This window comes from Streptococcus sp. 9.1(2021) (assembly GCF_030466425.1).
GTDB classification, from domain to species: domain Bacteria; phylum Bacillota; class Bacilli; order Lactobacillales; family Streptococcaceae; genus Streptococcus; species Streptococcus wuxiensis.
In genome coordinates this window covers 1,016,521-1,042,278 of sequence record NZ_JAGQFU010000001.1, presented here as the reverse complement: position 1 = coordinate 1,042,278, position 25,758 = coordinate 1,016,521, and the positions used below count along the sequence as shown (strand labels likewise).

The following is a 25,758-nucleotide window of genomic DNA, read 5'->3' as shown; positions in this document are numbered from 1 at the left end:
TGTTAGTGAAAAACTGTCGTTCACTCAAATGGAATGTAAACATGTACCTCAAGGATTTAGTTCTGTCTTCGACAGAACTAAATCCTTGAGTTTTTTAATAGATTTGGGATTTTGATAAATTTGTACTTGTGCCCTGATAAGTGGTATAATGTAGGGGTTATGAGAAGAAGCATAAAACCTGTTGTAGTCTATCTTTTCTTTCTCCTTGTGATAGGTGGTCTGATTTTTTTGGATCATCAACACCATCGACAAGCAGATGTGCAAGTAGAAAAAACTGAGAAAACTACACAAAACAGTGAAACAGATAAGGATAAGGTTGTTGAAGATAGATTAGCTAAGATGACTTTGGAGGAGAAAGTAGGACAATTATTCTGGGCTAGAGTTCCCGATAATCATCAGATAGAAGATCTCAAATCCTATCATTTGTCTGGTTATATCTTATTTGGACGAGATTTTGAAGGACAAACCTTAGAGGATATGAAGACTTTGACAAGTCGCTACCAGGCCGCTTCAAAGACTCCTTTATTGATTGCTTCCGATGAAGAAGGAGGAACAGTAACACGTATCAGTTCGATTTTGGATACTCCTTTCCAATCTCCTATGACCCTTTATCATCAAGGAGGGATGGAGGCTGTTCTTTATGATACTAGGCAGAAGGCAGAGCTGCTGAAATCTGTTGGTATCAATGCTGGACTTTTTCCAGTTGCGGATCTTGCAGGTGATCCATCAGCCTTTATTTACGATCGGACCATCGGACAAGATGCCCAAACAACTGCAAGATATGTTAAGCAAGTTGTAGAAGAACTTCAAAAGAATAAGGTCGGTTCAACCTTGAAGCATTTCCCAGGATATGGTGATAATGGAGACAGTCATACCGACATTATCCGAGACAACCGCTCTTTGGATGATTTAAGACAAGCAGATTTTCTACCCTTTCAAGCTGGCATAGATGCAGGTGCGGATAGTATTTTAATTTCTCACAATATCCTGACTAAAATTGATACAGTGCCGTCATCTATCTCGCCAAAAATCAACGAAATTCTTCGCAAGGAGCTGAATTTTAAAGGGGTCATAATGACGGATGATTTAGATATGGCAGGATTAGCCGATTTTGTCAGTCAGGATGAAGCTGCTCTCCAGGTAATATTTGCTGGAAATGATTTAATCCTAGGTTCTTCCTACCAAACTCAGATTCCTTATCTATTAAAGAAAATTTCTTCTGGGGACTTGACAGAAGAGCGTATTGATGAGTCTGTAAGACGTATTTTAGCATGGAAATATGACTTGGGATTATTAGATACGTCTCAGTAAAAGGAAACGTCATTTATAAAATCATGCAGAAACCATAGAAGGAACGCTTTCTATTGGTTGTGAAAAGGTCAAATCCTTGCAGGTTGGATTGATTTGTGTTATACTAATAACAAGAATATAAGAAAGAGAGGCGGGGAGATATCTTCGCCTCTTGCTTATGAGGAGGTGGACGCAATCGCAACTATCGTTGAATTAGTCAGAGAAGTCGTAGAACCTGTTATTGAAGCTCCTTTTGAACTCGTAGATATCGAGTACGGAAAGATTGGCAGTGACATGATTCTTAGTATTTTTGTAGACAAGCCTGAAGGAATCACCTTGAATGATACGGCAGACTTGACTGAAATTATCAGTCCTGTCCTAGATACTATCAAGCCGGATCCCTTCCCAGAACAATATTTCCTAGAAATTACAAGTCCAGGATTGGAGCGTCCTTTGAAAACCAAGGAAGCAGTCGCTGGAGCGGTTGGGAAATATATCCATGTCGGGCTCTATCAAGCCATCGATAAGCAAAAGGTTTTTGAAGGAACCTTGTTGTCCTTTGAAGAGGATGAGTTGACTATGGAATATATGGATAAAACTCGCAAGAAAACAGTCCAAATTCCATATAACTTGGTATCAAAAGCACGTTTAGCAGTAAAATTATAGAAAGAAAGGATAACTTTTGAGAATTCAAAAGTAAAAAGAACATGAGTAAAGAAATGCTAGAGGCCTTCCGCATTTTGGAAGAAGACAAGGGAATCAAGAAAGAAGATATCATCGACGCAGTAGTAGAATCACTTCGATCTGCTTACCGTAGACGCTATGGTCAATCTGATAGTGTAGCTATTGATTTCAACGAAAAGACAGGGGACTTTACTGTCTATACTGTTCGTGAAGTTGTTGATGAAGTATTTGATAGCCGTTTGGAAATCAGTTTAAAAGATGCCCTTGCTATTAATTCAGCCTATGAGCTTGGTGACAAAATCAAATTTGAAGAAGCACCAGGAGAGTTTGGTCGTGTAGCAGCCCAATCTGCTAAACAAACAATCATGGAAAAAATGCGTAAGCAAACACGTGCCATTACCTACAATACATACAAAGAGCATGAACAAGAAATCATGTCAGGTACAGTAGAACGTTTTGACAACCGCTTCATTTATGTTAACCTTGGCAGCATTGAAGCCCAATTGTCTAAACAAGACCAAATTCCTGGAGAAGTGTTTGCTTCTCATGATCGTATCGAAGTTTATGTCTACAAAGTGGAAGACAACCCTCGTGGAGTTAACGTTTTTGTAAGCCGTAGCCACCCAGAAATGATCAAACGTTTGATGGAACAAGAGATTCCAGAAGTATATGATGGAACTGTTGAAATCATGAGCGTAGCCCGTGAAGCAGGTGACCGTACGAAAGTTGCTGTTCGTAGCCACAATCCTAACGTGGATGCTATCGGAACAATCGTTGGACGTGGTGGTGCAAACATCAAGAAAATCACTAGCAAATTCCACCCAGCTCGCTACGATGCTAAGAGCGACCGCATGATTCCTGTTGAAGAAAACATCGACGTTATCGAATGGGTAGCAGATCCAGCTGAGTTTATCTACAATGCCATTGCTCCTGCCGAAGTTGACCAAGTTATCTTTGATGAAAATGACAGCAAACGTGCCTTAGTCGTTGTGCCAGATAACAAACTATCTCTTGCTATCGGTCGTCGTGGACAAAATGTTCGCTTAGCAGCACATTTGACTGGTTACCGTATCGATATCAAGTCTGCAAGTGAATTTGAAGCGATGGAAGAAGCAGGTCAAGTGGATTACGCTGAAACAGACGAATTGACTGAAGAATAAGATCTGCAAGAGGAGGGAAAGATGAAAACAAGAAAAATCCCTTTGCGCAAGTCTGTTGTTTCCAACGATGTGATTGACAAGCGAGATTTACTCCGTATTGTCAAGAATAAAGAAGGTGAGGTCTTTATCGACCCGACAGGCAAGGCTAATGGCCGGGGCGCTTATATCAAGCTAGACAATGCAGAAGCCTTAGAGGCTAAAAAGAAAAAAGTCTTTAACCGTAGCTTTAACATGGAAGTTGAAGAAAGCTTTTATGACGAGTTGATTGCCTATGTTGATCACAAAGTAAAAAGAAGAGAGTTAGGACTTGAATAAGCAAAAAGTAAGTAATCTCTTGGGATTGGCTCAGCGAGCGGGGAAAATCATCTCGGGTGAAGAAATGGTTGTCAAAGCCATTCAAGACCGGAAAGTTAAATTGGTATTTCTAGCTCATGATGCTAGCCCAAATCTAACCAAGAAGATTCAGGATAAAAGCCACTATTATCAAGTAGAAGTTATTACCGTGTTTTCAACACTGGAATTAAGCATAGCAGTCGGAAAATCAAGAAAAGTTTTGGCTGTAACAGATGCTGGATTTACAAAGAAAATGAGGTCTCTTATGGAATAGAAGAGGAGGACATGATTTGTCTAAGAAAAGATTGTACGAAATCGCAAAAGAACTTGGAAAAGAAAGTAAGGAAGTTGTAGCGCGTGCAAAAGAGCTGGGCTTGGAAGTGAAAAGCCATGCATCAAGCGTAGAGGCGGTTGCTGCTGAAAAAATCGTAGCTAGCTTTAAGCCTGCTACTCCAAAAACAGAAGCAAAACCTGTAGCACCAAAAGCAAGTGAAGCGAAGGTGGAAAGTAAACCAACTACGCCAGCAACTTCTAAGGAAGAAAAAGTTGTAGCTGCAAGACCGCAGAGTCGAAACTTTAAGGCGGAACGTGAAGCGCGTGCCAAAGAGCAAGCGGAACGACGCAAGCAAAACAAGGGTAACAACCGCGATCAACAACAAAACGGTAACCGTCAAAAGAACGATAACCGTAATGGTGGGAAACCTGGTCAAGGGAACCGTGACAATCGCCGTTTTAACGACCAAGGGAAGAAACCACAAGGCCAAGGGAATCGTGGCAATGATTATCGCCAACAAGCTGATAATCGTCCCAACCAAGCTGGTCCTCGTATTGATTTTAAAGCCCGAGCAGCAGCTCTGAAGGCTGAGCAAAATGCAGAATACGCACGCTCAAGCGAGGAACGCTTCAAACAGTCTCAAGTTGCCAAAGAAGCCTTGGCTCAAGCTAATAAACGCAAGGAGCCAGAAGAAATCTTTGAGGAAGCTGCTAAACTAGCTGAACAAACTCAGCCTGTAGTTGAAGTAGCTCCTGTAGCCAAAGAGGCTGTAGTGGATACACGTCGTAAAAAGCAAGCTCGACCAGACAAAGATCGTGATGATTACGATCATGAGGAAGATGGTCCTAGAAAACAACAAAAGAATCGAAGTAGTCAGAATCAAGTGAGAAATCAAAGAAATAGTAACTGGAATAACAATAAGAAAAATAAAAAAGGAAATAAACAAAATAACCGTAATCAGGCTCCAAAACCTATTACAGAGCGTAAATTCCATGAATTGCCAACAGAATTTGAATATACAGATGGTATGACTGTTGCGGAAATCGCAAAACGTATCAAACGTGAACCAGCTGAGATTGTTAAGAAACTATTTATGATGGGCGTTATGGCCACTCAAAACCAATCTTTGGATGGAGAAACAATCGAACTCCTCATGGTTGACTATGGAATTGAAGCTAAACAAAAGGTAGAAGTGGACAATGCGGATATCGAACGTTTCTTCGTAGAAGATGGATATCTAAATGAAGACAAGTTGGTTGAACGTCCACCAGTTGTAACTATCATGGGACACGTTGACCATGGTAAAACAACCCTTTTGGATACCCTACGTAATTCTCGTGTCGCTACAGGAGAAGCAGGTGGTATCACTCAGCATATTGGTGCCTACCAGATTGAAGAAAATGGTAAGAAGATTACCTTCCTTGATACACCAGGACACGCGGCCTTTACTTCTATGCGTGCACGTGGTGCCTCTGTTACCGATATTACAATCTTGGTCGTAGCGGCAGATGACGGGGTTATGCCTCAAACTATCGAAGCCATCAACCACTCAAAAGCAGCTAATGTTCCAATCATCGTTGCTATTAACAAGATTGATAAACCAGGTGCCAACCCAGAACGTGTAATCGGCGAATTGGCTGAACACGGTGTTATGTCAACAGCTTGGGGTGGAGATTCTGAGTTTGTAGAAATCTCAGCCAAATTCAACCAAAATATCGATGAACTCTTGGAAACTGTTCTTCTTGTAGCTGAAATTCAAGAACTCAAAGCAGACCCAACCGTTCGTGCCATCGGTACTGTTATCGAAGCTCGCTTGGATAAAGGTAAAGGTGCGGTTGCAACCCTCCTTGTTCAACAAGGTACCTTGAACGTTCAAGACCCAATCGTTGTTGGTAATACTTTCGGACGTGTCCGTGCCATGACCAATGACCTTGGACGTCGTGTTAAGGTTGCAGGACCATCAACACCAGTATCTATTACAGGTTTGAACGAAGCACCGATGGCAGGTGATCACTTTGCCGTTTATGAAGATGAAAAATCTGCTCGTGCAGCAGGTGAAGAGCGTGCCAAACGTGCTCTTATGAAGCAACGTCAAGCTACACAGCGTGTAAGCCTTGAAAACCTCTTTGACACTCTTAAAGCTGGTGAACTCAAGTCTGTTAACGTCATCATCAAAGCCGACGTACAAGGTTCAGTTGAAGCCCTTTCTGCATCACTACAAAAGATTGATGTGGAAGGTGTAAAAGTTACCATCGTCCACTCAGCAGTTGGTGCCATCAACGAATCTGACGTGACTCTTGCGGAAGCTTCAAATGCCTTTATCGTTGGTTTCAACGTACGTCCTACACCACAAGCTCGCCAACAAGCAGAAGCCGACGATGTAGAAATCCGTCTCCACAGCATTATCTACAAGGTTATCGAAGAGATGGAAGAAGCCATGAAAGGTATGCTTGATCCAGAATTTGAAGAAAAAGTTATCGGTGAAGCGATTATCCGTGAAACCTTCAAAGTGTCTAAAGTCGGAACAATCGGTGGATTTATGGTTACTAGCGGTAAAGTTACCCGTGACTCTAAAGTCCGTGTTATTCGTGACGGTGTCGTTATTTACGATGGTGAACTTGCAAGCTTGAAACACTATAAAGATGACGTCAAAGAAGTTACAAACGGCCGTGAAGGTGGTCTCATGATTGATGGTTACAATGATATCAAGATGGATGATGTGATTGAGGCCTATATCATGGAAGAAATCAAACGATAATAGAGAAACGATAGCTCATTTGACTCGTTGTCAACAGCGCCTTGATGAACTTCAGTTCTATCTAAGGCTTGTTTCCTAGATTCAAATGGCTCTAGTTCCTCTATCTTCTAGAAATAGCTAGGTCTGCTGGCCTAGCTTTTGATTCAATAGAGAGGAAGGAATAGCATGGGAAATCATTTCCGTACGGATCGTGTGGGCATGGAAATCAAACGCGAAGTCAATGAGATTTTGCAAAAGAAAGTCCGTGATCCCCGTGTCCAAGGAGTGACCATCACAGATGTTCAGATGCTAGGTGACTTGTCTGTAGCTAAGGTTTACTACACCATTTTGAGTAATCTTGCTTCAGATAATCAAAAAGCTCAAATCGGGCTTGAAAAAGCAACCGGAACTATCAAACGTGAGCTTGGTCACAATTTGAAATTGTATAAAATTCCAGACTTGACCTTTGTCAAAGACGAATCCATCGAGTATGGAAACAAGATTGACGAAATGTTACGCAATCTGGATAAGAAATAAGAAAGAGGGGCAACCCTCTTTTTTGTTACTTTAAACATGATGATAGATTAATTAGTTGCCCTTCTTAAAAGTCGGTTAAAAAAATGTATAAATCTCTAATAGTATGATATGATAAAGCTTAACTTGAATATAAAATGGAGATATAGATGGCTAAACAAGATCTAGCTATAAAAGTTTTACAACAAGTTGTAAAGCTTCCTGTCGTGAAAGTAAATAGAGAAAAATTTTTAGTGGAGAAGTTCTCTAAAGAATTAGATAAGAGGGATATTGCCAAATTGTTAGAACAAGGTCCTCCTTCATTATTACCCCAGGAAACCTTAGATAGGGTAGCCAGGTCCTGCATAAAGGATAATGTTTTACGAGCAAGTGGAACATCTGTTCTAGCAGGTCTACCTGGAGGTATTCTAATGGCGCTTACTATTCCAACGGATGTAGCTCAGTTTTATGCTTTTTCCTTGAAATTAGCCCAAGAATTGGGATATATTTATGGATTTAATGATCTTTGGGCATCAAGAAATGACTTAAGTGAAGAAGCTAAAAACACACTATTACTTTATCTAGGGGTCATGCTTGGGGTAAACGGAGCGGGTGCCTTGCTTCGTTCTAGTGGTGTTACAGTCGCTAAACATGTAATGACCACAGTACCTCAGAAAGCCGTAGCCAAAGCTGGCTGGTACCCTATTTTAAAAAAGGTTATGAAAATTTTTGGGGTTACTCTTACAAGGAGAGGCTTGGCAAAGGGAATGGGAAAAGCGATTCCTATTCTAGGTGGGGTTATTTCAGGGGGATTAACCTATGCGACTATGAAACCCATGGGCGAAAGATTGCAAAAAGAATTGTCCAAATTAGTTAACTATTCTGAAGTGCAATATCAAAATGATATAGCAATTATTCGAAAAGAGGCTGAGAGAATCGAAGCTGACTGATATGAAGAAACTAGCAAGTCTTGTGTTGCTAGTTTTTTTAATCCCATTCCTTATGGTATAATAAAAGCAGTTAAATGATTAGAAATAGACTCATGGAGGTTCTCATGGACAATATAATCGATGTATCAATTCCCGTTGCGGAAGTGGTGGATAAACATCCAGAAGTTTTAGATGTTTTGGTTGAGCTTGGTTTTAAACCTCTTGCAAATCCCTTGATGCGTAATACTGTAGGGCGAAAAGTTTCGCTCAAACAAGGCTCAAAGCTTGAAGGGACTCCTATGGATAAGATTGTACGTACGCTTGAAGCAAATGGTTACGAAGTGATCGGGTTAGACTAATGACAGATGAACGTATTCATATCCTGCGGGATATTTTATTAGAATTGCATAATGGGGCCTCTCCAGAGTCCGTTCAGGAACGATTCGATGCTACTTTTACAGGTGTATCTGCTATTGAAATTTCCCTTATGGAGCACGAGTTGATGAACTCTGACTCTGGCGTGACCTTTGAAGATGTCATGGAGCTATGTGATGTGCATGCCAATCTTTTTAAAAATGCTGTTAAGGGTGTCGAAGTTGAGGACACCGATCATCCTGGACACCCTGTGCGTGTCTTTAAGGATGAAAATTTAGCCCTCCGAGCTGCTTTGATTCGGGTCCGTAGATTACTCTCGACTTATGAATCTGTGGACGATGAGGAAATGCTGGCGGAAATGCGTAAGGGTTTGGTACGTCAGATGGGTCTTGTTGGTCAATTTGATATTCACTACCAGCGCAAGGAAGAGCTCTTCTTTCCTATCATGGAACGTTATGGCCATGATTCACCTCCCAAAGTTATGTGGGGAGTGGATGATCAGATTAGGGATCTCTTTCAAACAGCTTTAGTGGCAACTAAGTCGCTCCCAGAAGTGCCAATTTCCTCCGTAAAGGAAGCTTTTGAAGCGTTTGCGACAGAGTTTGAAAGTATGATTTTTAAGGAAGAATCAATCCTTCTCATGATTCTGCTTGAATCCTTTACCCAGGATGACTGGATTCAGATTGCTGAGGAAAGTGATGCCTATGGATATGCTATTATCCGTCCGTCTGAGAAATGGGTTCCTGAACGTCAACCTTTTGTTGAGGAAAAAAGTGTAGAAGAACCAACTCAGCCAGAAACTGTAGATGGACAAGTTCAGCAAGTGATTGATACACCAGAAGGTCAGTTTACTATCACCTTTACACCAAAGGAAAAGGAATCGGTGCTAGATCGCAATAGCCAGCAGGCTTTTGGCAATGGCTATCTCTCAGTTGAACAGGCAAATCTAATCCTCAACCATCTACCTATGGAGATTACCTTTGTTAATAAGGATGATATCTTCCAGTATTATAATGACAATACTCCAGCGGATGAAATGATTTTCAAGCGGACACCGTCTCAGGTTGGACGAAATGTCGAACTATGCCATCCACCAAAATATTTGGAGAAGGTCAAAGCGATTATGCAAGGTCTTCGTGAAGGGAAAAAAGACAAGTACGAGATGTGGTTCAAGTCAGAATCACGTGGGAAGTTTGTCCATGTCACTTACGCAGCTGTCCACGATCAAGCAGGAGAGTTTCAAGGAGTCTTGGAATATGTTCAGGACATCCAACCCTACCGTGAGATTGATACAGACTTTTTCCGTGGATTAGAATAAGGAGAAAAAATGAGTTACGAGCAAGAATTTATGAAGGAATTTGAAGCCTGGGTTAATACCCAGATTATGATCAACGAAATGGCTCTTAAGGAAAGTCAAAAGGTCTATGAAGAAGATCAAGATGAGCGCGCTAAAGATGCCATGATTCGCTACGAGAGTCGCTTGGATGCCTACCAGTTCTTACTAGGTAAATTTGAAAACTTCAAGGCAGGCAAGGGATTCCATGATTTACCAGAAGGTTTGTTTGGCGAGAGAAATTATTAATGTTTAGAAATTAGAAAGGAGGCTGGGACAAAAGTCCTAGCCTCTCAATTGTCTTTGGATTGTCGAGCAAGACGCAGTGGTTGAGTGGGCTCTACTACGCTAATTTCATCAGCTTTTACAGCCCTACTCAACTGTGCGGAGGTGGGACGACGAAATCGAATTCTAACGATTTACCGATTTCTGTCCCACTCTCTTTTTCATTGTTCCTTGAGCCTTTTTGTGTTACAATGTTAGCATGAAAACGAAAAATATTATTAAAACAGGTTTAGTCGTGGCAGGGCTTGGAGCGCTTGCCTTTGGTGCTAAGAAAGTAGCTGATGATCATAAACTCATGAAGACACAGGAAGAGTTAACTGCTATTGTGCGTGACTATTTCTCAGAAATGGGTGAGATTGGGACTCTCTATGTTCAAGTATACGAAAGTAGCTTAGAACGTCTTGTTGGTGGTGTCATTTTTGAAGATGGTCGTCACTATACCTTTGTCTATGAAGATGAAGATCTCATCTACGAGGAGGAAGTCTTATGATTTCTCCTAAAAGTATAGAAGAATTAGCAAATCTAGTAGAGCAGGATGGCAAGAAGGTCTTCCTTTTTGTTGCGGATTGGTGTGGCGATTGCCGTTATATCTATCCTGCCTTGCCAGAGATTGAAGAGGCAAATCCGGAGTTCACTTTTATACGGGTAGACCGAGATGAGTACATGGAACTTGCTAAACTTTGGGATGTATACGGGATTCCAAGTCTTGTTGTTTTAGACAAGGACAAGGAGATTGGACGTTTTGTCAATCGTGACCGTAAAACCAAGGGGCAAATCAATGACTTTTTAGCAAGTTTGAAATAGGAGAAAAGAATGATTTTTACATATAATAAAGAACATGTCGGCGATGTCCTTATGGTCATCGTGAAAAACAGTGGAGATGCCAAGCTAGATGTTGAGCGTAAAGGTAATGTAGCGCGTGTTTTCCTAAAAGAAACTGGTGAAACTGTCGCATGGAACATTTTTGAAGTTTCTAGCATGTTTGAGATCGCTGAGCGCGGTCAAGTCTTTTTAACTGACGACCAAGTAGCACGTTTGAACCAAGAATTGCAAGAAGAAGGATTTGCTGAAGAAATCATCAACGACAAGGAACCCAAATTTGTGGTTGGAGAGATTGTAGAAATGGTTGCGCATCCAGATAGTGACCACCTCAATATCTGCCAAGTTGCTGTTGGGAATGACAAAACAGTACAAATCGTGGCAGGTGCTCCCAATGCACGTGTCGGTTTGAAAACCATTGTTGCTCTTCCTGGAGCCATGATGCCAAAAGGCAATCTCATTTTCCCAGGGGAACTTCGTGGGGAAAAGAGTTTTGGGATGATGTGTAGTCCTCGTGAACTTGCCTTGCCAAATGCTCCCCAAAAACGTGGTGTCATTGAATTATCAGAAGACCAAGTTGTAGGAACTCCATTCGATCCGGCTAAACACTGGACAGCTTAATTGGTAACAGTTATCTATGCTGTTCGCTGGAGGGAAATAAGATGGCAAAAAATGTAGTGATTACAGGTGCAACATCAGGTATTGGTGAAGCTATTGCGCGTGCTTATCTAGAAAAAGGTGAGAATATCGTTCTCACAGGTCGCCGAACAGAAAGACTCAAAGCTCTAAAAACAGAGTTCGCAGAAGCCTTTCCAAATCAAAAAATCTGGACCTTTTCGCTAGATGTAACAGACATGACAATGGTTAAAACGGTTTGTTCAGAAATTTTAGAAACTGTAGGTCAGATTGATATTTTAGTCAATAATGCTGGACTGGCTCTCGGCTTAGCACCTTATCAGGAATATGAAGAGTTGGATATGTTGACCATGCTGGATACCAATGTCAAGGGCTTAATGGCGGTTACGCGTTGCCTCTTACCTTCCATGGTAGCAGTTAATCAAGGGCATATTATCAATATGGGATCTACTGCAGGTATTTACGCCTATGCTGGTGCAGCAGTCTATTCAGCAACCAAGGCTGCAGTTAAAACTTTTTCAGACGGGCTTCGGATTGACACCATTGCGACAGATATCAAGGTGACCACTATTCAGCCAGGAATTGTAGAGACTGATTTTTCAAAAGTCCGTTTCCATGGAGATGAGGCACGGGCTGCGACTGTTTACCAGGGGCTTGAAGCCTTACAGGCACAAGATATCGCTGATGCAGTGGTTTATGTGACCAGTCAACCTCGTCGTGTGCAAATCACAGATATGACCATCATGGCTAATCAACAAGCAACTGGGTTTATGATTCATCGAGATTAATATTATTTTTAAAAAAGTTACAAATCTTGTAACTTTTTTTGATTTCCTTCGAATAGATAAGTAGGAGGATGAAAAATGTATAATAAAGTGATTATGATTGGACGCTTGACGTCTACACCCGAATTGCACAAAACCAACAATGATAAGTCTGTAGCTCGTGCGACGATTGCTATTAACCGTCGTTTTAAGGACCAAAATGGGGAACGTGAAGCGGACTTCATCAATATTGTTGTCTGGGGGAAATTGGCTGAAACCTTGGCTAGCTACGCGACTAAAGGCAGTCTCATTTCTATCGATGGGGAACTTCGTACCCGTAAGTTCGAGAAGAATGGTCAGACCAACTACGTGACCGAAGTTCTTGCTACAGGATTTCAACTTTTGGAAAGTCGCGCCCAACGTGCTATGCGTGAAAATAATGCTGGTCAAGACTTAGCAGATCTGGTTTTGGAAGAGGAGGAACTTCCCTTCTAGGATTGATTATAGAAAAAGCTGGTTCGTTTATAGACCAGCTTTTTCTATTGTTTCTAGTTTTATTGTTCGGAAATTACTTCTTAAAATAGGTCAAATAAATGTACTTGTACAATAAAATCAAGCATTTTTTTTGAAAAAGTAGTAGAATAAAGTATTATATATTCAGAGTTTTCAGAAAAGGAATGAAATTTGAAGGAAAATAAAGAGAAAAAAGAATTGTTGAAATGGCTGATAAAGCGTATATTACTGCTGATTCCAGTGGTCTGTATTCTCTTTTGGATTTTTGGCCGTTGTCAAACAAGTGGCATCAAGGATCAGACTAAAATTGGTGTAACCTATATGACCATGAACAATGAGTTCTATAAAAGTATTCATTCGGAAATTAGTCGAATTTCCGATGAAAGAGGAGCTCTTGTTTGCGTCCGAGATCCAGAATTGGATGAAGAAAGGCAGAGCCAGCAGATTGATGATTTTTGTGCTCAAAAAGTTGATGTGATTGTGATCAATCCGGTCAAGGGGGATAGCCAGTCCATTTTAACTGCTCTTGAAAAAGCTAGAAAACAAGGAATTAAAATCATTGCAGTCGATACCCAATTGAAAAATTTTAAGCCCGATGCAAGTATTGTATCTGATAACTACCAAGCGGGAGTAATGATTGCTAAAGAGCTCATGAAACGTTCTTCTAGCGCTCGAGTCCTCCTTTTGGAGCATAAAGGGACTGTCTCAGCAGATACGCGGATTCAGGGGTTTAAAGACACTATAGAGGGGCACAGTTCTTATCAGATTGTATCGGAACTAGAAACCAAGGGGCAAACGGAGATCGCCATGCCGGCTGTCCAGAATTTTTTACAATCAGGGATTGAAATTGATACCTTGGTTGCCTTAAATGACCGCTCGGCTATAGGAGCTTTAGCTGCAATTAAGGAGCAAGGAAATAGCCAGTCCATTGCAATTTATGGAATCGATGGCTCACCAGATATGAAATCCTTGTTGCACTCGACGGATGATGTAGTGGGAACCGTTGCTCAATCTCCCTTGAAGATGGGAGACCGTGTTATGGAAGTTATCCAAGATATTTCTGAAGGGAAGAGCTATACCAAAGAGGTGATCATTCCAGTTGAAATGATGACAAAGGAAAACATTGATCAGTTTGATGTGAATGGGTGGCAGTAATGAGAAAGTTTAGAGGTGTTCGATACAGTTTGGCCATTCTTATGGTCGTGAATTTTATTGCTGTTATGCTCAACAGCATCATCTATCTTCAAGCAACCAACTATATCATTGCTCAACGCCAAGCCTCTCTATTATTGGAGCGCCTAGAGCGTATTCCTTTTGCTCCATCTACGACTTTTTGGTTGTCAGCAATCTTATTTGCTGGGATTGCCTTAATCTCAATGAGTCGTTATAGACCTCAAACAAGTCGATGGTCCATTTTTGATAAGAGGAATCTTCTAGAGATTCTCCTGATGTTACTGTTGATGTGGGTTCAGAACATAGCTTATAACGGGCTCATTCTCTTGGTTTTTGCAGATATCTTCTATGGCTCCAAAGAGTTGAATACCAAGAGAGATCGGAAGTATTGGTTTGCCTTTATCCTAGTGAGCTTCTTGATGCTCCTTGTAACCAATTCAGACGTCTTTTCGCTTTTCTTCCCAATTCCTTCTCTTGATACCTATATTCATTTTTATCCTGAATCTATCCGTATTTTGGCCTTTTTCTTAAAGAATTCCCTCTACGCCTTGAATATGGTACTCTTCATTATTTCACTTTTATTTTATATCATGAATGTCCTTGCGGAAAACCATGAAGTTGAACAAGAGCTGGCCATGGTGTCCAAGGTTAATACCGAGTTGAACAACTATATGGCCTTATCTGAGAAGATTGCAGAGGATCGGGAGCGCAAGCGGATTGCTCGGGAGATTCACGATACCTTGGGACACGCGTTAACAGGGATTTCAGCAGGTTTAGATGCTGTCGGGGTCTTGATTGATATCAATCCAAGTCGTGCCAAAGAGCAGGTAAAAAACGTATCAGAAGTCGTCCGTGAAGGAATCCAGGATGTGAGAGGCTCTCTCAATCGCCTTCGTCCAGGAGCCCTTGAGGAGCGAACTCTCAAAGATGCTTTAGAAAAGACAATCCGCGAGTACCAAATTCTTTCAAACTTGCAAGTTGATCTCAACTATGAATGGATCGATGTCGATATGGACGTCATGATTGAAGATACAATCTTTCGTGTGATACAAGAATCTATGACTAATGCGGTTCGCCACGGTCATGCCAGCCACATGGACCTCCATTTTTTTGAGGACGAAGAAGATTACATGATTGAGTTGCAGGATAATGGAGTTGGGTTTGAAACTTTGACCTATGGCTACGGACTCAAACAGATGATGGAGCGTATTTCAATTCTAGGAGGCCAGCTTCAATTTGAAAGTCGCGATGGATTTTTCACACGTGTTAGTTTACCAAAATATAAAGAAGGGAGATAAGAGATGATGATAAAAGTAATGGTGGCGGATGACCAGTCCTTGATTCGAGAATCTCTGAAAATTATTTTGTCGGCCTACTCAGATATTGAAGTGGTAGCCACAGTGGAAGATGGGAATCATGTCTTGTCTAGCATTCCACACTCGCATCCGGATTTAATCTTAATGGATATTCGGATGCCAGGCATGGATGGGGTTTTGGCTACAAAAGAAGTAAAAGAGCACTATCCGGATATCAAAATTATTATTTTAACAACCTTTGACGATGATGAATTTATCTATAGTGCGCTCAAGTATGGTGCTTCAGGGTATCTCTTAAAAGGAGCCTCGACAGAGGAGCTTTATGAAGCTATTAAGGTGGTACATCAGGGAGGAGCAATGATCAACCCTGATATCGCAAGCAAGGTCTTTCAAATTTTCTCACAAATGGCCAAATCAAATTTCTCTATTGCTGTGGATGAGGATAACGTTAAGGATTTGAGTATGACGGAATGGCGCATTATCCAAGAGATTGGCTATGGTGAGTCAAATAAAGAGATTGCGGCTAAACTCTTCTTATCAGAAGGAACTGTTCGTAATTACTTATCAACGATTTTGTCGAAATTAAACCTAAGAGATCGAACGCAATTAGCGATTTGGTCAGTCCAAACAGGAGTGACCCGACGTGATTTTTCAAAAGGAAATACGGAATGAAATTGAAGCGAAAGCAACTTTGTTTAGGGATTTGTCTCCTTTTTATGCTCTCTTTGAGTGCTGGTTTTTATTGGTGGAAACAGCAACCGACCGTCCTTCATATAGGAGTTTATGCAGGCTCTAGTTGGGATGTACCGACCAGTCAACGTTCTCATGCATTGGATCTTGCGATCCAAAAATTTGAAAAGTCCCATCCTAATGTCCGTGTGGAATATGAAAATGGAATTCCGCAGTCGGAATATTCAAACTGGCTCTCAGAAAAAATTGTATCAGGAAAGACCCCTGATGTGTTTATGGTTTCTGAGAAAGATTTGTCCTTATTGGCGGCACGTGGCGTTTTAGAAAAGTTAAACGGCTATATGAATAAAGAAGACCAAGTTGCTTTTTATCCTGTTGCATTTGAATCAGGTGTTTATCAGGGGCAAACCTATGCCTTGCCATATGAAAGTAATCCTATTTTGATGTGTGTCAATAAAGATTTGCTGGATAAAGAAGGCATTGAGGTTCCCAAAGAAGGTTGGAGCTTGGAAGAGTTCTATACAATTTGTAAAAAACTAACCAAAGATACCAATGGAGATGGTCAATTGGATCAGTTTGGGAGTACAGAATACACCTGGAAAGAAGCTTTGGCAGCAAATGGAGGCAGTCTCTTTCAGGGTGGGATGCTCAAACTTACGGCTCCAGAAGTCAAAGAATCTTTGACTTTTTTACAAAAATTGGAAGAGCTGAATAAGAACTATAAGGTGAGTTCCAAAGATTTTGACCAAGGGAAAGTAGCGTTTTACCCCATGACTTTGGCTCAATATAGGACTTATAAACCTTATCCCTACCATGTTTCCAAATATTCAAACTTCACCTGGACCTGTATTCCTATGCCTGCTAAGTCAAAAACCACCAAGGCGACCTTGGTTACGACTACTTCTTTTGCTATGTCAGCTCGGACTCCTCATTCAAAGTTAGCTTGGGAATTGATGCAAGTGTTGACAGAGGATCCAGAAATTCAACAACTCCTCTTTGCACAATCTCAAGGGATTTCCGTTATGCCACAGGTGGTCCAAAGTCAGTCTAGTAAAGATCTTCTACAGGTAGATGATTTTGGCACGGATTCCTTGACCAATCAGACCTTAAATCGTATCATGGAACAAGCTGTTGAAAGTAGTCCCAAGAATGTATCCAAAGAAGTGTTAGAAAAGCTGGACTATTTAATTAGCAATGCTTTACGCGATCAGGATGTTGAGAACCGCCTGCCGCAAATTCAAAGGGAGATTGAAAGTAGTCTTCAGGTAGGAGTTTAAAGAAAATAAGATGACATCGTGTCAAGTGACAGATGTCATTTTTTTATTGCTAAATGTCATGTTTATAATGTGACATTTGACAATGTAAAAGCGCTTCCAAATAATCTACAATAGAGTCAAATAAAGGAGGCGTAGCAAAATGAAATACCTCATTTTAGTCAGTCATGGTGGATTGGCAGAAGGGCTAAAAACATCGCTAGCTATGTTTGCTGGTGACAAGATGAATCAGGTCATTGCAGTTGGACTTAAAGAAGGAAAATCGATCGATGACTTTGCAGTTGACTTTAGAGAGAGCATTTCAGAATTGACAGCAGATGATTCTGTGCTGGTCTTGGCAGATATTGTAGGTGGTAGTCCATTAACCACGGCAGCCACTGTCCTAGAAGAAGCTGGAAAGCTAGATGGAACTTTGATCCTTGGTGGGATGAACCTCACCATGGCCTTGACAGCAGTTGTGATGAAGGATGTGTTGGATGGAGACGATTTGTCAGCAACTATCTTATCAGAAGCACAATCTGCACTACAACCTTTTGAAGTTTCAGCCACTAGTGCTAAAGAAGATGATGACGATATTTAATAGGGGGGTACCTTATGGTAGTAACATTTGTACGGATTGATGACCGCATGATTCACGGTCAAACAGTCACACGCTGGGCAAAAGAAAAACCATGTGATGGTTTGATTGCCGTAAATGATGCAGCAGCATCAAACAAGGTTTTGATCCAAGCTTACAAAGGCGCATCAGACAAGAAAACCTTTGTATGGACAAAAGAGGCCTTTAAAGAAAAGTCAGCAAAAGTAACGGAATCTGACAGTCGGTACTTCTTGATCACCAAAAATCCAATCGATATGAAGGAAATTTTGGTGGATCAAGGTTTTTTCCCAGGAGATGTTAAAGAAATCATCGTTGGCCCTGCAAATGATCGTCCTGGTGCAGTGAAATTGGGTAATAACCAATCCATCACTCAGGAAGAAGCAGAAGCCTTCCAAGCCATTCAAGCAGCAGGATATAAGGTGAAATTCCAGTTGTTGCCTGATGTTTCGATCGGTTATTGGGATGATTTCAAATCAAAATTTGGTTTTTAAAACTAACAGTTCAACTGTTAAATAAATTTACAAACAAAAAGGAGCGTTTGTTATGACAATTTCATGGATTCAAGCAATCTTGCTTGCTGTTTTCGCCAGCTTGTCTTCAATGCCTGGTATGGGAGGTTCCAGTATCGGGAACTATACACTCGGTCGTCCCTTGATCGGTGGGTTGATTTCAGGTTTAATTCTTGGAGATGTGACAACCGGTATTATGGTCGGGGTTGCCCTTCAAGTCGTTTATATCGCCTTGGTAACACCTGGTGGAACCGTATCTGCCGATGTTCGTGCCATCTCTTATATCGGTGTTCCTCTTGCTATCTTGTTTGTGCATGCAAATCACATCACAGATGAAGCTGGAATTGCAGCAGCTGCAGCCCCAATCGGTGCGGCCGTTGGGACAATCGGTACTGTTCTTTTCTACGGAACAGCTACCATGAACTTGCTTTGGCAACACATTGGTTGGAAAGCCGTTGAAGAAGGAAATTTCAAAAAACTCTACGCAGTTGACTGGGTTTACCCATGGATCTCTCACTTCCTCTTCTCTTTCCTTCCAACTATGATTATCACTAAATATGGTGAAAACATGGTTGATTTGATGAAACTTTACCTTCCTATGGATGGTTTCTGGATGAAAGCTCTCTTTACAGTCGGAGCTCTTCTCCCATGTGTCGGTATTGCTATCTTGTTGAAACAAATTGTTACAAAAGCAACTGACTTCATTCCATTCTTTGTTGGATTTACCTTGGCTAAATCTCTCGGCTTGAACTTGGTAGCGAGTGCGGTTGTTTCATTGATCTTTGCAGTAATCTACTATGAACTTGAAGTAATCAAATCTATGAAAGCTGTTCCAGCTGGGGTTGTTTACGTAGACGATGATGAGGAGGATATTTAAAATGGCTGATAGAAAGAAAATTTCAAAGAAAACATTAGCAAAAGCATTTCATCATTGGTATTATGGTCATTTGACTTGTTTCTCTCAAGAACACATGCAAACCTTTGGGTACTTGACTTCTATGCTTCCAATCGTAGAAGAAATGTATGATACAAAAGAAGAACAAAAAGATGCTATGCAAACCTATACTGCTTTCTTCAATACTGAACCGCAACTTGGATCTCTTGTTGTAGGGATTACAGCTGGTTTGGAAGAAGCACGTGCAAATGGAGATGCAGTAGATGGTGAAACCATCAATGGGATGCGTGCCGGTTTGATGGGACCAATCGCTGGTATTGGTGACTCTTTGATCGTTGGTACCTTGATTCCAGTTCTTTTGGGGATTGCACTTGGTCTTTCTAAAGGTGGTAACGTCGCTGGTGCTATCTTCTACATCGTCGTATGGAACTTCCTAGTCTACTTTGGTATGCGCTTTGCCTTCTTCAAAGGATATCAATTAGGGGATAAAGCCGTTGAATTCCTAGTAGGACCAAAAGGACAAGCTCTTCGTAAAGCAATCAGCGTTGTCGGTGGTATGGTTATTGGTGCTGTAGCAGCGACTTGGGTCTCTGTTACAACAGCACTCGAATTCAAAAATGCTAACGGAGAAGCCTTCCTTAAAATTCAAGAAAAGATTGATGGTGTTTATCCAGGTCTCTTGACAGCAACCTTCATCACTATTTGCTGGTGGTTGATGTCTAAGAAAAAAGTTTCACCAAACAAAGTCATGTTAATTCTAGTTGTTGTTGCCTTAATTGGTGTTGCTCTAGGTATCTTTGACCCACATCTTAATTACTAAGGTCAAGAGAACCCAATATTTACTAGTAAAAATTTTGAGAATGAAGTAGACTAATCTCCTTCTCTTACACTTCATTCTCAATTTTTATCAGGAGGATTTTCATGGTTACAAAACAAGAACTTGTTAATGGATATGAAACAGAAATTAAGTATCAACGCCACATGCTTGAAAATTTGGGTCGTTGGTTCAGTTTGCTCTTTATCACTGCTAGTATTGGTGTGGTATTGATTTATCTTTTTCATAAAACCTTCCTCCCACTCTTAATTTTCGGAATTTTACTTGCCTTGATTGGAATATTAGGAATGGTGGTTTTTGGATATGGTATCTACCGCGGGCGGATCAATCTCCAAAAGGTTATCGATGATTTCAATCAAAAGTTGACGATTCTCAATTAATATTAAAGGAACATCTCTTTCATTTTTGAGGTGTTTTTTTCTTGACTATTTCTGACTAAGTGATACAATAGAACTATAGATTAGCACTCGCATGTTAAGAGTGCTAATAATATGATTATCTTATGGAGGAAAGCAGATGTTGAAACCATTAGGAGACCGTGTGGTCTTGAAAATTGAAGAGAAAGAACAAACAGTCGGAGGTTTTGTCCTCGCAAAATCAGCCCAAGAAGAAACGAAAACAGCTACAGTAGTGGCTACTGGACAAGGTGTTCGCACCTTGAACGGTGATTTGGTTGCTCCAAGTGTAAAAGTTGGAGATCAGGTTTTGGTTGAAGTACATGCAGGCATTGATGTCAAAGATGGGGATGAAAAATACATCATCGTTGGTGAAGCTAGCATTTTAGCAATCGTGGAAGAATAATAGGAGGAAGTAAGTATGGCAAAAGAAATTAAATTTTCATCTGATGCACGTTCAGCAATGGTCCGTGGGGTTGATATCTTAGCTGATACAGTTAAAGTAACCTTAGGCCCTAAAGGACGTAATGTCGTTCTTGAAAAATCATTTGGTTCACCATTGATTACCAATGACGGGGTGACAATCGCTAAAGAAATTGAACTAGAAGACCATTTTGAAAACATGGGTGCCAAATTGGTATCAGAAGTAGCTTCTAAAACCAATGATATCGCTGGTGATGGGACAACTACTGCAACAGTATTGACTCAGGCTATCGTCCGTGAAGGAATCAAAAACGTTACTGCTGGCGCAAATCCAATTGGTATTCGCCGTGGGATTGAAGCTGCGGTCGCTGCAGCCGTTGAAGCCTTGAAGAACAATGCTATTCCAGTAGCAAATAAAGAAGCTATCGCTCAGGTCGCTGCAGTATCATCTCGTTCTGAAAAAGTTGGTGAATACATCTCTGAAGCAATGGAAAAAGTTGGTAAAGATGGAGTTATCACTATTGAAGAATCACGTGGTATGGAAACCGAGCTTGAAGTGGTTGAGGGAATGCAGTTTGACCGTGGTTACCTCTCACAATACATGGTTACTGATAATGAAAAAATGGTTGCAGACCTTGAAAATCCATACATTTTAATCACAGACAAGAAGATTTCAAATATCCAAGAAATCTTGCCACTTCTAGAAAGTATTCTTCAAAGCAGTCGTCCGCTCTTGATTATTGCAGATGATGTTGATGGTGAAGCTTTGCCAACTCTTGTTTTGAACAAGATTCGTGGAACTTTCAACGTAGTTGCTGTTAAGGCACCAGGATTTGGTGACCGTCGTAAGGCTATGTTAGAAGACATCGCGATTTTGACAGGCGGAACTGTTATCACAGAAGATCTTGGTCTTGAGTTGAAAGATGCTACCATCGAAGCTTTAGGTCAAGCAGCTAAAGTGTCTGTAGATAAAGATAGCACAGTCATTGTTGAAGGTGCAGGAAATCCTGAAGCGATTGCTAACCGTGTAGCTGTCATCAAGTCTCAAATCGAAACAACAACTTCAGAATTCGACCGTGAAAAACTCCAAGAACGCTTGGCCAAATTATCAGGTGGAGTAGCAGTTATCAAGGTCGGTGCTGCAACTGAAACTGAATTGAAAGAAATGAAACTCCGCATCGAAGATGCCCTTAACGCTACCCGTGCAGCAGTGGAAGAAGGTATTGTTGCAGGTGGTGGTACTGCCTTAGTGAATGTCATTCCAGCTGTTGAAGCTTTAGAATTGACAGGTGACGAAGCAACAGGACGTAGCATTGTTCTTCGTGCCTTAGAAGAGCCGGTTCGCCAAATTGCCTACAATGCAGGCTATGAAGGTTCAATCGTTATCGATCGTTTGAAAAATGCAGAAGCTGGTACAGGCTTCAACGCTGCAACAGGTGAATGGGTTAACATGATTGAAGCAGGTATTATCGATCCTGTTAAGGTTAGCCGTTCAGCCCTTCAAAACGCAGCTTCAGTAGCAAGTCTTATCTTGACAACAGAAGCAGTTGTGGCTAACAAACCAGAACCTGTAGCACCAGCTCCAGCTATGGATCCATCAATGATGGGTGGTTACTAATAAATAAAAACAGGTAGAAATCATGATTTCTACCTGTTTCTTTTGAATCACTTAAAAAGAGGGAGCTCAGCTTCCTCTTTTTTTATCTGAAATTGTTATGGTTTGATGACTTCAGCTCCACCCATGTATGGACGAAGGACTTCTGGAATAGTGACAGAACCATCTTCATTTTGATAGTTTTCAAGAATTGCCGCAACGGTACGTCCAACTGCAAGTCCAGAACCGTTCAAGGTGTGAAGAAGTTTAACCTTACCATCTGCTTCGTCACGATAACGGATTTGGGCACGACGTGCTTGGAAATCTTCTGTATTTGAACAGCTTGAGATTTCACGGTAGGTATTTTGTGCTGGGATCCAAACTTCCAAGTCGTAAGTCTTAGCAGCTGAGAAGCCCATATCTCCTGTAGAAAGAGCAACTACACGGTATGGCAAGTTGAGTTTTTGAAGGATGTTTTCAGCGTTAGCTGTCATCTTTTCTAGTTCTTCGTATGATTCTTCAGGTTTAGCAAATTTCACCATTTCTACCTTGTGGAATTGGTGCAAACGAATCAAACCGCGAGTATCGCGACCAGCAGAACCAGCTTCAGAACGGAATGATGGACTCATAGCAGTAAAGTAGATTGGCAGTTCCTTACCATCAATAATTTCATCACGGTAGTAGTTAGTTAGAGGGACTTCAGCTGTAGGAATGAGGACATAGTTGGTATCGCTGATCTCAAAAGTATCTTCCTTGAATTTTGGATATTGACCAGTACCAAACATAGAGTCATGGTTAACCATGTAAGGGGTGATGACTTCAGTATAACCTTCTTTTCCGTGTTCATCTAGCATAAAGTTGTAGATTGCACGTTCTAAACGAGCTCCGAGGCCTTTATAGAAGAGGAAACGAGCTCCAGTGACTTTTCCACCACGTTCCCAGTCAAGAATACCAAGGTCTTCTCCGAGATCCCAGTGGGCTTTTGGTTCAAAGTCAAACTCACGAGGAGTTCCCCAACGGCGAACTTCTACGTTATCATCTTCGTCTACCCCAATAGGAACACTGTCAGCTGGGATGTTTGGAAGAGTAGTGGTAAATTCTGTCAATTTAGCATCGATTTCAGCTAATTCTGCATCGAGTGCTTTGACTTCGGCAGATAGGGTTTGCATGGCAGCAATCTTATCATCGGCATTTTCCTTGTTGCGCTTAGCTTGGGCGATTTCAGCAGAAACCGTGTTACGCTCTGCCTTGAGGGTTTCAACCTTAACCAAGATGTCACGACGTTTAGCATCGATTTCTTTCATCTCGTTCAAGATAGCAGCGTCTACACCACGTGTAGCCAATTTTTCTGCGACAGCATCAAAGTCTGTACGAATACGTTTGATATCTAGCATATAAACTCCTTTATGAAAAAAGCACACCTGACAAAGCGTTGGAGTGGCAGAGCCACGGTTCCATCCAACTTCACAGGTGTGCACTTGATTCTGTATTTGATTTAAAACAACGGTAGAATTTCACCTATCTCTCCTATCTGCTCGCAGCATCCGCAGACTTTCTGGAAGAAGAGGATAACCTACTTATCCGTTTCTATGATTATACTAAACTTTCTATTTTTTTGCAAATAGATTTTTGATTTTACGACCGATGATTTGGAGTAAGGTTGGAAGCTTCACAACCTTTTCATTTCCGATTTTTTCCCGAGCAATTTTAAGAATTTTTCCGGAGTCTTTTGAGGCAAAGAGGAATTTTCCTTGGTCTGTAAAAACTTCAAAATGACGACTAACCTTACGGCCTGAAACATTGGCTCCGATTTGATTAACGCTAGACCATGGGATTTGAATATAATCCTCAATATTGCGATCCGAGTAAAACTCCAAGGCTTGGTCTCCTACCAGAAATTTTCCAACTTTTCCTTGTATAGAGAGGTAAGAAGTTCCAGTAGTTTGTAAGTCAACGACTTTGTTGAGAGATTGTGCCATGATTAGTCTTCCTTACTTTCACCGAAAAATGCTTGGTAGAGAGCCTTAAGAGCCGCTTTTTCTTGGTCTTTGTGAACAACGAACATGATAGAAACTTCACTAGAACCTTGTGACATCATTTGAATGTTGATATTGTTTTCAGATAAGGCACGAGTGGCTGTAGCAGTTACACCGATATGGCGCTTCATTTTTTCGCCAACAATCATGATGATAGACAGGTCATGTTCGATTTCTGCATGGTCAACTTCAGCTTTTTGAACAAGTTGACGGAGGATTTCTTCCTCTTTGATTGGTGTAAGCTCGCGCTCACGAAGGATGATAGACAGGTCATCGATACCTGTAGGCATGTGTTCCCAACCAATATTCAGGTCTTCTAGAATTTGAAGTACTTTACGACCAAAACCAACTTCGCGGTTCATGAGGTACTTGGACATATTGATGCTGACAAAACCAGAATCACCAGCAATCCCCACTACTGGGAATTCATCACTGCTGTGTTTTAGAACGATGCGAGTACCTGGATGGTCAGGATTATTGGTATTTTTGATAACAAGAGGGATTTTTCCGCGGTAGGCTGGAAGGAGTGCTTCGTCATGTAGTACAGAGAAACCTGCATAGGCCAATTCTCGCATTTCACGGTAAGTCAATTCAGGGATTGAGTGTGGCTTGTGAATGATACCAGGGTGGGCAGCAAAAATTCCGTCAACATCAGTAAAGTTTTCATAAAGGTCAGCTTTAACTCCAGCTGCGATAATTGAACCAGTAATATCTGATCCACCACGAGAGAAGGTACAGATTTGATCTTCCTTGGTCACGCCAAAGAATCCTGGGATAACTAGAACTTCTGTACCATTATTGAGCTCTTCGATTTTATCATAACTTGAAGGAATGATGCGAGCATTTCCAGGTTCGCTTGTAACAACAATACCAGCCTCTCGTGGATGAACATAGCGAGCTTCTAATCCATTTTGGTTAAAGTAAGCTGCAATGAGTTTAGCGTTGTTATTTTCCCCTGCAGCAAGGAAGGTATCGTAAAGAAATTCATTGTTTTCAATTGGAAGGGTAGCGAGAGTTCGGATACTTTTAGAGATTCGTTCTAAAACAGCAGGTTTAAGCCCTAGTTCGCTAACCATTGCAGCGTAACGATCGATAATCCAATTTTGACTAGCACTGATATCATTTCCTGCTACATAATCACGATAATATTTAATCAAAGCATCCGTAACCTTGGTATCTTTAGCATCGCGCTTCCCTGGTGCAGATACAACTACAAAACGACGTTCAGGGTCACTTTTTACAATGTTTAAAACCTTTTTCAATTGGCTTGCAGAGGCGAGTGAACTTCCCCCAAATTTTACAACCTTCATAAAAACTCCTAAAGTAAGTATTTTATACGATTATAGCAGAAAGAGGGGCTTTTTTCAATCTGGAA

Annotated in this window: 30 protein-coding genes; 27 read left to right on the top strand and 3 right to left on the bottom strand. The window is 41.1% G+C overall.

Going from position 1 to position 25,758, the window contains the following annotated elements; genetic code table 11:
- Nucleotides 1-159: 159 nt before the first annotated feature.
- The 27 genes from KBU52_RS05050 (at nucleotide 160) to groL (ending at nucleotide 22,371) form a co-directional block, all read left to right on the top strand.
- Nucleotides 160-1,311, top strand: coding sequence for a glycoside hydrolase family 3 protein (locus KBU52_RS05050; RefSeq protein ID WP_254724530.1), 1,152 nt, complete (start codon nucleotides 160-162; stop codon nucleotides 1,309-1,311).
- Nucleotides 1,312-1,476: 165 nt separating this feature from the next.
- Complete coding sequence (gene rimP, locus KBU52_RS05045; protein WP_004251813.1) at nucleotides 1,477-1,956, top strand: ribosome maturation factor RimP; 480 nt, start codon at nucleotides 1,477-1,479, stop codon at nucleotides 1,954-1,956.
- A 41-nt stretch (nucleotides 1,957-1,997) separates the two neighbouring features.
- A complete protein-coding gene (gene nusA / locus KBU52_RS05040) occupies nucleotides 1,998-3,134 on the top strand; it encodes a transcription termination factor NusA (protein ID WP_004251816.1) in 1,137 nt (378 codons plus the stop codon).
- A 21-nt stretch (nucleotides 3,135-3,155) separates the two neighbouring features.
- Nucleotides 3,156-3,449: a YlxR family RNase P modulator gene (locus tag KBU52_RS05035; RefSeq protein ID WP_004251817.1), complete on the top strand. Its 294-nt coding sequence runs from the start codon at nucleotides 3,156-3,158 to the stop codon at nucleotides 3,447-3,449.
- Entirely contained in the window at nucleotides 3,442-3,741 is a 300-nt protein-coding gene (locus KBU52_RS05030) for a YlxQ-related RNA-binding protein (RefSeq protein ID WP_004251819.1), read from the top strand. Before KBU52_RS05035 ends, KBU52_RS05030 begins: the two co-directional genes overlap by 8 nt.
- Nucleotides 3,742-3,757: 16 nt before the next feature.
- The gene (gene infB, locus KBU52_RS05025; protein ID WP_254724529.1) at nucleotides 3,758-6,499 is read left to right on the top strand and encodes a translation initiation factor IF-2; all 2,742 of its coding nucleotides are present in this window, start codon (nucleotides 3,758-3,760) and stop codon (nucleotides 6,497-6,499) included.
- 165 nt (nucleotides 6,500-6,664) lie between these two features.
- Entirely contained in the window at nucleotides 6,665-7,015 is a 351-nt protein-coding gene (gene rbfA / locus KBU52_RS05020; RefSeq protein ID WP_004251823.1) for a 30S ribosome-binding factor RbfA, read from the top strand.
- A gap of 146 nt (nucleotides 7,016-7,161) precedes the next feature.
- Nucleotides 7,162-7,941 carry a hypothetical protein gene (locus KBU52_RS05015; RefSeq protein WP_006151732.1) on the top strand — a complete coding sequence of 260 codons (780 nt, stop codon included), beginning with the start codon at nucleotides 7,162-7,164 and terminating at the stop codon, nucleotides 7,939-7,941.
- A 104-nt stretch (nucleotides 7,942-8,045) separates the two neighbouring features.
- Nucleotides 8,046-8,279 (top strand): DUF1858 domain-containing protein, encoded by a 234-nt coding sequence (locus tag KBU52_RS05010; RefSeq protein WP_006151852.1) that lies wholly within the window; start codon nucleotides 8,046-8,048, stop codon nucleotides 8,277-8,279.
- Nucleotides 8,279-9,613 (top strand): DUF438 domain-containing protein, encoded by a 1,335-nt coding sequence (locus tag KBU52_RS05005; protein WP_254724528.1) that lies wholly within the window; start codon nucleotides 8,279-8,281, stop codon nucleotides 9,611-9,613. The genes KBU52_RS05010 and KBU52_RS05005 overlap by 1 nt, the downstream gene beginning before the upstream one ends.
- 9 nt (nucleotides 9,614-9,622) lie before the next feature.
- Complete coding sequence (locus KBU52_RS05000) at nucleotides 9,623-9,877, top strand: DUF1912 family protein (protein ID WP_070677046.1); 255 nt, start codon at nucleotides 9,623-9,625, stop codon at nucleotides 9,875-9,877.
- A 235-nt stretch (nucleotides 9,878-10,112) separates the two neighbouring features.
- Nucleotides 10,113-10,403, top strand: coding sequence for a DUF4651 domain-containing protein (locus KBU52_RS04995; protein WP_024053819.1), 291 nt, complete (start codon nucleotides 10,113-10,115; stop codon nucleotides 10,401-10,403).
- Nucleotides 10,400-10,717 (top strand): thioredoxin family protein, encoded by a 318-nt coding sequence (locus tag KBU52_RS04990; RefSeq protein WP_254724527.1) that lies wholly within the window; start codon nucleotides 10,400-10,402, stop codon nucleotides 10,715-10,717. The genes KBU52_RS04995 and KBU52_RS04990 overlap by 4 nt, the downstream gene beginning before the upstream one ends.
- Nucleotides 10,718-10,726: 9 nt before the next feature.
- A complete protein-coding gene (gene ytpR, locus KBU52_RS04985; RefSeq protein WP_247921875.1) occupies nucleotides 10,727-11,353 on the top strand; it encodes a YtpR family tRNA-binding protein in 627 nt (208 codons plus the stop codon).
- Between the two features lie 41 nt (nucleotides 11,354-11,394).
- On the top strand, nucleotides 11,395-12,156 hold the full coding sequence (locus KBU52_RS04980; RefSeq protein ID WP_004251841.1) for an SDR family NAD(P)-dependent oxidoreductase: 762 nt from the start codon (nucleotides 11,395-11,397) through the stop codon (nucleotides 12,154-12,156).
- A 75-nt stretch (nucleotides 12,157-12,231) separates the two neighbouring features.
- Nucleotides 12,232-12,627, top strand: coding sequence for a single-stranded DNA-binding protein (locus KBU52_RS04975; RefSeq protein WP_004251844.1), 396 nt, complete (start codon nucleotides 12,232-12,234; stop codon nucleotides 12,625-12,627).
- 189 nt (nucleotides 12,628-12,816) lie between these two features.
- Complete coding sequence (locus KBU52_RS04970; protein WP_004251845.1) at nucleotides 12,817-13,800, top strand: substrate-binding domain-containing protein; 984 nt, start codon at nucleotides 12,817-12,819, stop codon at nucleotides 13,798-13,800.
- A complete protein-coding gene (locus KBU52_RS04965) occupies nucleotides 13,800-15,116 on the top strand; it encodes a sensor histidine kinase (protein WP_004251849.1) in 1,317 nt (438 codons plus the stop codon). Before KBU52_RS04970 ends, KBU52_RS04965 begins: the two co-directional genes overlap by 1 nt.
- A gap of 6 nt (nucleotides 15,117-15,122) precedes the next feature.
- The gene (locus tag KBU52_RS04960) at nucleotides 15,123-15,806 is read left to right on the top strand and encodes a response regulator transcription factor (RefSeq protein ID WP_254724613.1); all 684 of its coding nucleotides are present in this window, start codon (nucleotides 15,123-15,125) and stop codon (nucleotides 15,804-15,806) included.
- Nucleotides 15,803-17,101 carry an ABC transporter substrate-binding protein gene (locus tag KBU52_RS04955; RefSeq protein WP_250306800.1) on the top strand — a complete coding sequence of 433 codons (1,299 nt, stop codon included), beginning with the start codon at nucleotides 15,803-15,805 and terminating at the stop codon, nucleotides 17,099-17,101. The genes KBU52_RS04960 and KBU52_RS04955 overlap by 4 nt, the downstream gene beginning before the upstream one ends.
- 139 nt (nucleotides 17,102-17,240) lie before the next feature.
- The gene (locus KBU52_RS04950; protein ID WP_254724526.1) at nucleotides 17,241-17,678 is read left to right on the top strand and encodes a PTS sugar transporter subunit IIA; all 438 of its coding nucleotides are present in this window, start codon (nucleotides 17,241-17,243) and stop codon (nucleotides 17,676-17,678) included.
- Nucleotides 17,679-17,692: 14 nt separating this feature from the next.
- The gene (locus KBU52_RS04945) at nucleotides 17,693-18,187 is read left to right on the top strand and encodes a PTS sugar transporter subunit IIB (RefSeq protein WP_254724525.1); all 495 of its coding nucleotides are present in this window, start codon (nucleotides 17,693-17,695) and stop codon (nucleotides 18,185-18,187) included.
- A gap of 52 nt (nucleotides 18,188-18,239) precedes the next feature.
- Nucleotides 18,240-19,082: a PTS sugar transporter subunit IIC gene (locus tag KBU52_RS04940; protein ID WP_178895417.1), complete on the top strand. Its 843-nt coding sequence runs from the start codon at nucleotides 18,240-18,242 to the stop codon at nucleotides 19,080-19,082.
- A complete protein-coding gene (locus KBU52_RS04935) occupies nucleotides 19,066-19,920 on the top strand; it encodes a PTS system mannose/fructose/sorbose family transporter subunit IID (RefSeq protein WP_029689583.1) in 855 nt (284 codons plus the stop codon). The genes KBU52_RS04940 and KBU52_RS04935 overlap by 17 nt, the downstream gene beginning before the upstream one ends.
- A gap of 101 nt (nucleotides 19,921-20,021) precedes the next feature.
- A complete protein-coding gene (locus KBU52_RS04930) occupies nucleotides 20,022-20,315 on the top strand; it encodes a hypothetical protein (RefSeq protein WP_000256768.1) in 294 nt (97 codons plus the stop codon).
- Between the two features lie 136 nt (nucleotides 20,316-20,451).
- Entirely contained in the window at nucleotides 20,452-20,736 is a 285-nt protein-coding gene (groES, locus tag KBU52_RS04925) for a co-chaperone GroES (protein ID WP_254724524.1), read from the top strand.
- 15 nt (nucleotides 20,737-20,751) lie between these two features.
- The gene (gene groL / locus KBU52_RS04920; protein WP_254724523.1) at nucleotides 20,752-22,371 is read left to right on the top strand and encodes a chaperonin GroEL; all 1,620 of its coding nucleotides are present in this window, start codon (nucleotides 20,752-20,754) and stop codon (nucleotides 22,369-22,371) included.
- Nucleotides 22,372-22,466: 95 nt separating this feature from the next.
- On the opposite strand, the gene serS is transcribed toward groL, so the two are convergent.
- The 3 genes from serS to KBU52_RS04905 form a co-directional block, all read right to left on the bottom strand.
- Complete coding sequence (gene serS, locus KBU52_RS04915; protein WP_254724522.1) at nucleotides 22,467-23,741, bottom strand: serine--tRNA ligase; 1,275 nt, start codon at nucleotides 23,739-23,741, stop codon at nucleotides 22,467-22,469.
- A gap of 213 nt (nucleotides 23,742-23,954) precedes the next feature.
- Nucleotides 23,955-24,326 carry a DUF956 family protein gene (locus KBU52_RS04910; RefSeq protein WP_004251868.1) on the bottom strand — a complete coding sequence of 124 codons (372 nt, stop codon included), beginning with the start codon at nucleotides 24,324-24,326 and terminating at the stop codon, nucleotides 23,955-23,957.
- Nucleotides 24,327-24,328: 2 nt separating this feature from the next.
- Nucleotides 24,329-25,693, bottom strand: coding sequence for an aspartate kinase (locus KBU52_RS04905; protein ID WP_006147931.1), 1,365 nt, complete (start codon nucleotides 25,691-25,693; stop codon nucleotides 24,329-24,331).
- Nucleotides 25,694-25,758: the final 65 nt, after the last annotated feature.

Coding starts and splice junctions, on each gene's coding strand:
- KBU52_RS05050 (WP_254724530.1), top strand. CDS start 160: ATGAGAAGAAGCATAAAACCTGTTGTAGTCTATCTTTTCTTTCTCCTT.
- nusA (WP_004251816.1), top strand. CDS start 1,998: ATGAGTAAAGAAATGCTAGAGGCCTTCCGCATTTTGGAAGAAGACAAG.
- KBU52_RS05035 (WP_004251817.1), top strand. CDS start 3,156: ATGAAAACAAGAAAAATCCCTTTGCGCAAGTCTGTTGTTTCCAACGAT.
- rbfA (WP_004251823.1), top strand. CDS start 6,665: ATGGGAAATCATTTCCGTACGGATCGTGTGGGCATGGAAATCAAACGC.
- KBU52_RS05015 (WP_006151732.1), top strand. CDS start 7,162: ATGGCTAAACAAGATCTAGCTATAAAAGTTTTACAACAAGTTGTAAAG.
- KBU52_RS05010 (WP_006151852.1), top strand. CDS start 8,046: ATGGACAATATAATCGATGTATCAATTCCCGTTGCGGAAGTGGTGGAT.
- KBU52_RS05005 (WP_254724528.1), top strand. CDS start 8,279: ATGACAGATGAACGTATTCATATCCTGCGGGATATTTTATTAGAATTG.
- KBU52_RS05000 (WP_070677046.1), top strand. CDS start 9,623: ATGAGTTACGAGCAAGAATTTATGAAGGAATTTGAAGCCTGGGTTAAT.
- KBU52_RS04995 (WP_024053819.1), top strand. CDS start 10,113: ATGAAAACGAAAAATATTATTAAAACAGGTTTAGTCGTGGCAGGGCTT.
- KBU52_RS04990 (WP_254724527.1), top strand. CDS start 10,400: ATGATTTCTCCTAAAAGTATAGAAGAATTAGCAAATCTAGTAGAGCAG.
- ytpR (WP_247921875.1), top strand. CDS start 10,727: ATGATTTTTACATATAATAAAGAACATGTCGGCGATGTCCTTATGGTC.
- KBU52_RS04980 (WP_004251841.1), top strand. CDS start 11,395: ATGGCAAAAAATGTAGTGATTACAGGTGCAACATCAGGTATTGGTGAA.
- KBU52_RS04975 (WP_004251844.1), top strand. CDS start 12,232: ATGTATAATAAAGTGATTATGATTGGACGCTTGACGTCTACACCCGAA.
- KBU52_RS04965 (WP_004251849.1), top strand. CDS start 13,800: ATGAGAAAGTTTAGAGGTGTTCGATACAGTTTGGCCATTCTTATGGTC.
- KBU52_RS04960 (WP_254724613.1), top strand. CDS start 15,123: ATGATAAAAGTAATGGTGGCGGATGACCAGTCCTTGATTCGAGAATCT.
- KBU52_RS04955 (WP_250306800.1), top strand. CDS start 15,803: ATGAAATTGAAGCGAAAGCAACTTTGTTTAGGGATTTGTCTCCTTTTT.
- KBU52_RS04950 (WP_254724526.1), top strand. CDS start 17,241: ATGAAATACCTCATTTTAGTCAGTCATGGTGGATTGGCAGAAGGGCTA.
- KBU52_RS04945 (WP_254724525.1), top strand. CDS start 17,693: ATGGTAGTAACATTTGTACGGATTGATGACCGCATGATTCACGGTCAA.
- KBU52_RS04940 (WP_178895417.1), top strand. CDS start 18,240: ATGACAATTTCATGGATTCAAGCAATCTTGCTTGCTGTTTTCGCCAGC.
- KBU52_RS04935 (WP_029689583.1), top strand. CDS start 19,066: ATGAGGAGGATATTTAAAATGGCTGATAGAAAGAAAATTTCAAAGAAA.
- KBU52_RS04930 (WP_000256768.1), top strand. CDS start 20,022: ATGGTTACAAAACAAGAACTTGTTAATGGATATGAAACAGAAATTAAG.
- groES (WP_254724524.1), top strand. CDS start 20,452: ATGTTGAAACCATTAGGAGACCGTGTGGTCTTGAAAATTGAAGAGAAA.
- groL (WP_254724523.1), top strand. CDS start 20,752: ATGGCAAAAGAAATTAAATTTTCATCTGATGCACGTTCAGCAATGGTC.
- serS (WP_254724522.1), bottom strand. CDS start 23,741: ATGCTAGATATCAAACGTATTCGTACAGACTTTGATGCTGTCGCAGAA.
- KBU52_RS04910 (WP_004251868.1), bottom strand. CDS start 24,326: ATGGCACAATCTCTCAACAAAGTCGTTGACTTACAAACTACTGGAACT.
- KBU52_RS04905 (WP_006147931.1), bottom strand. CDS start 25,693: ATGAAGGTTGTAAAATTTGGGGGAAGTTCACTCGCCTCTGCAAGCCAA.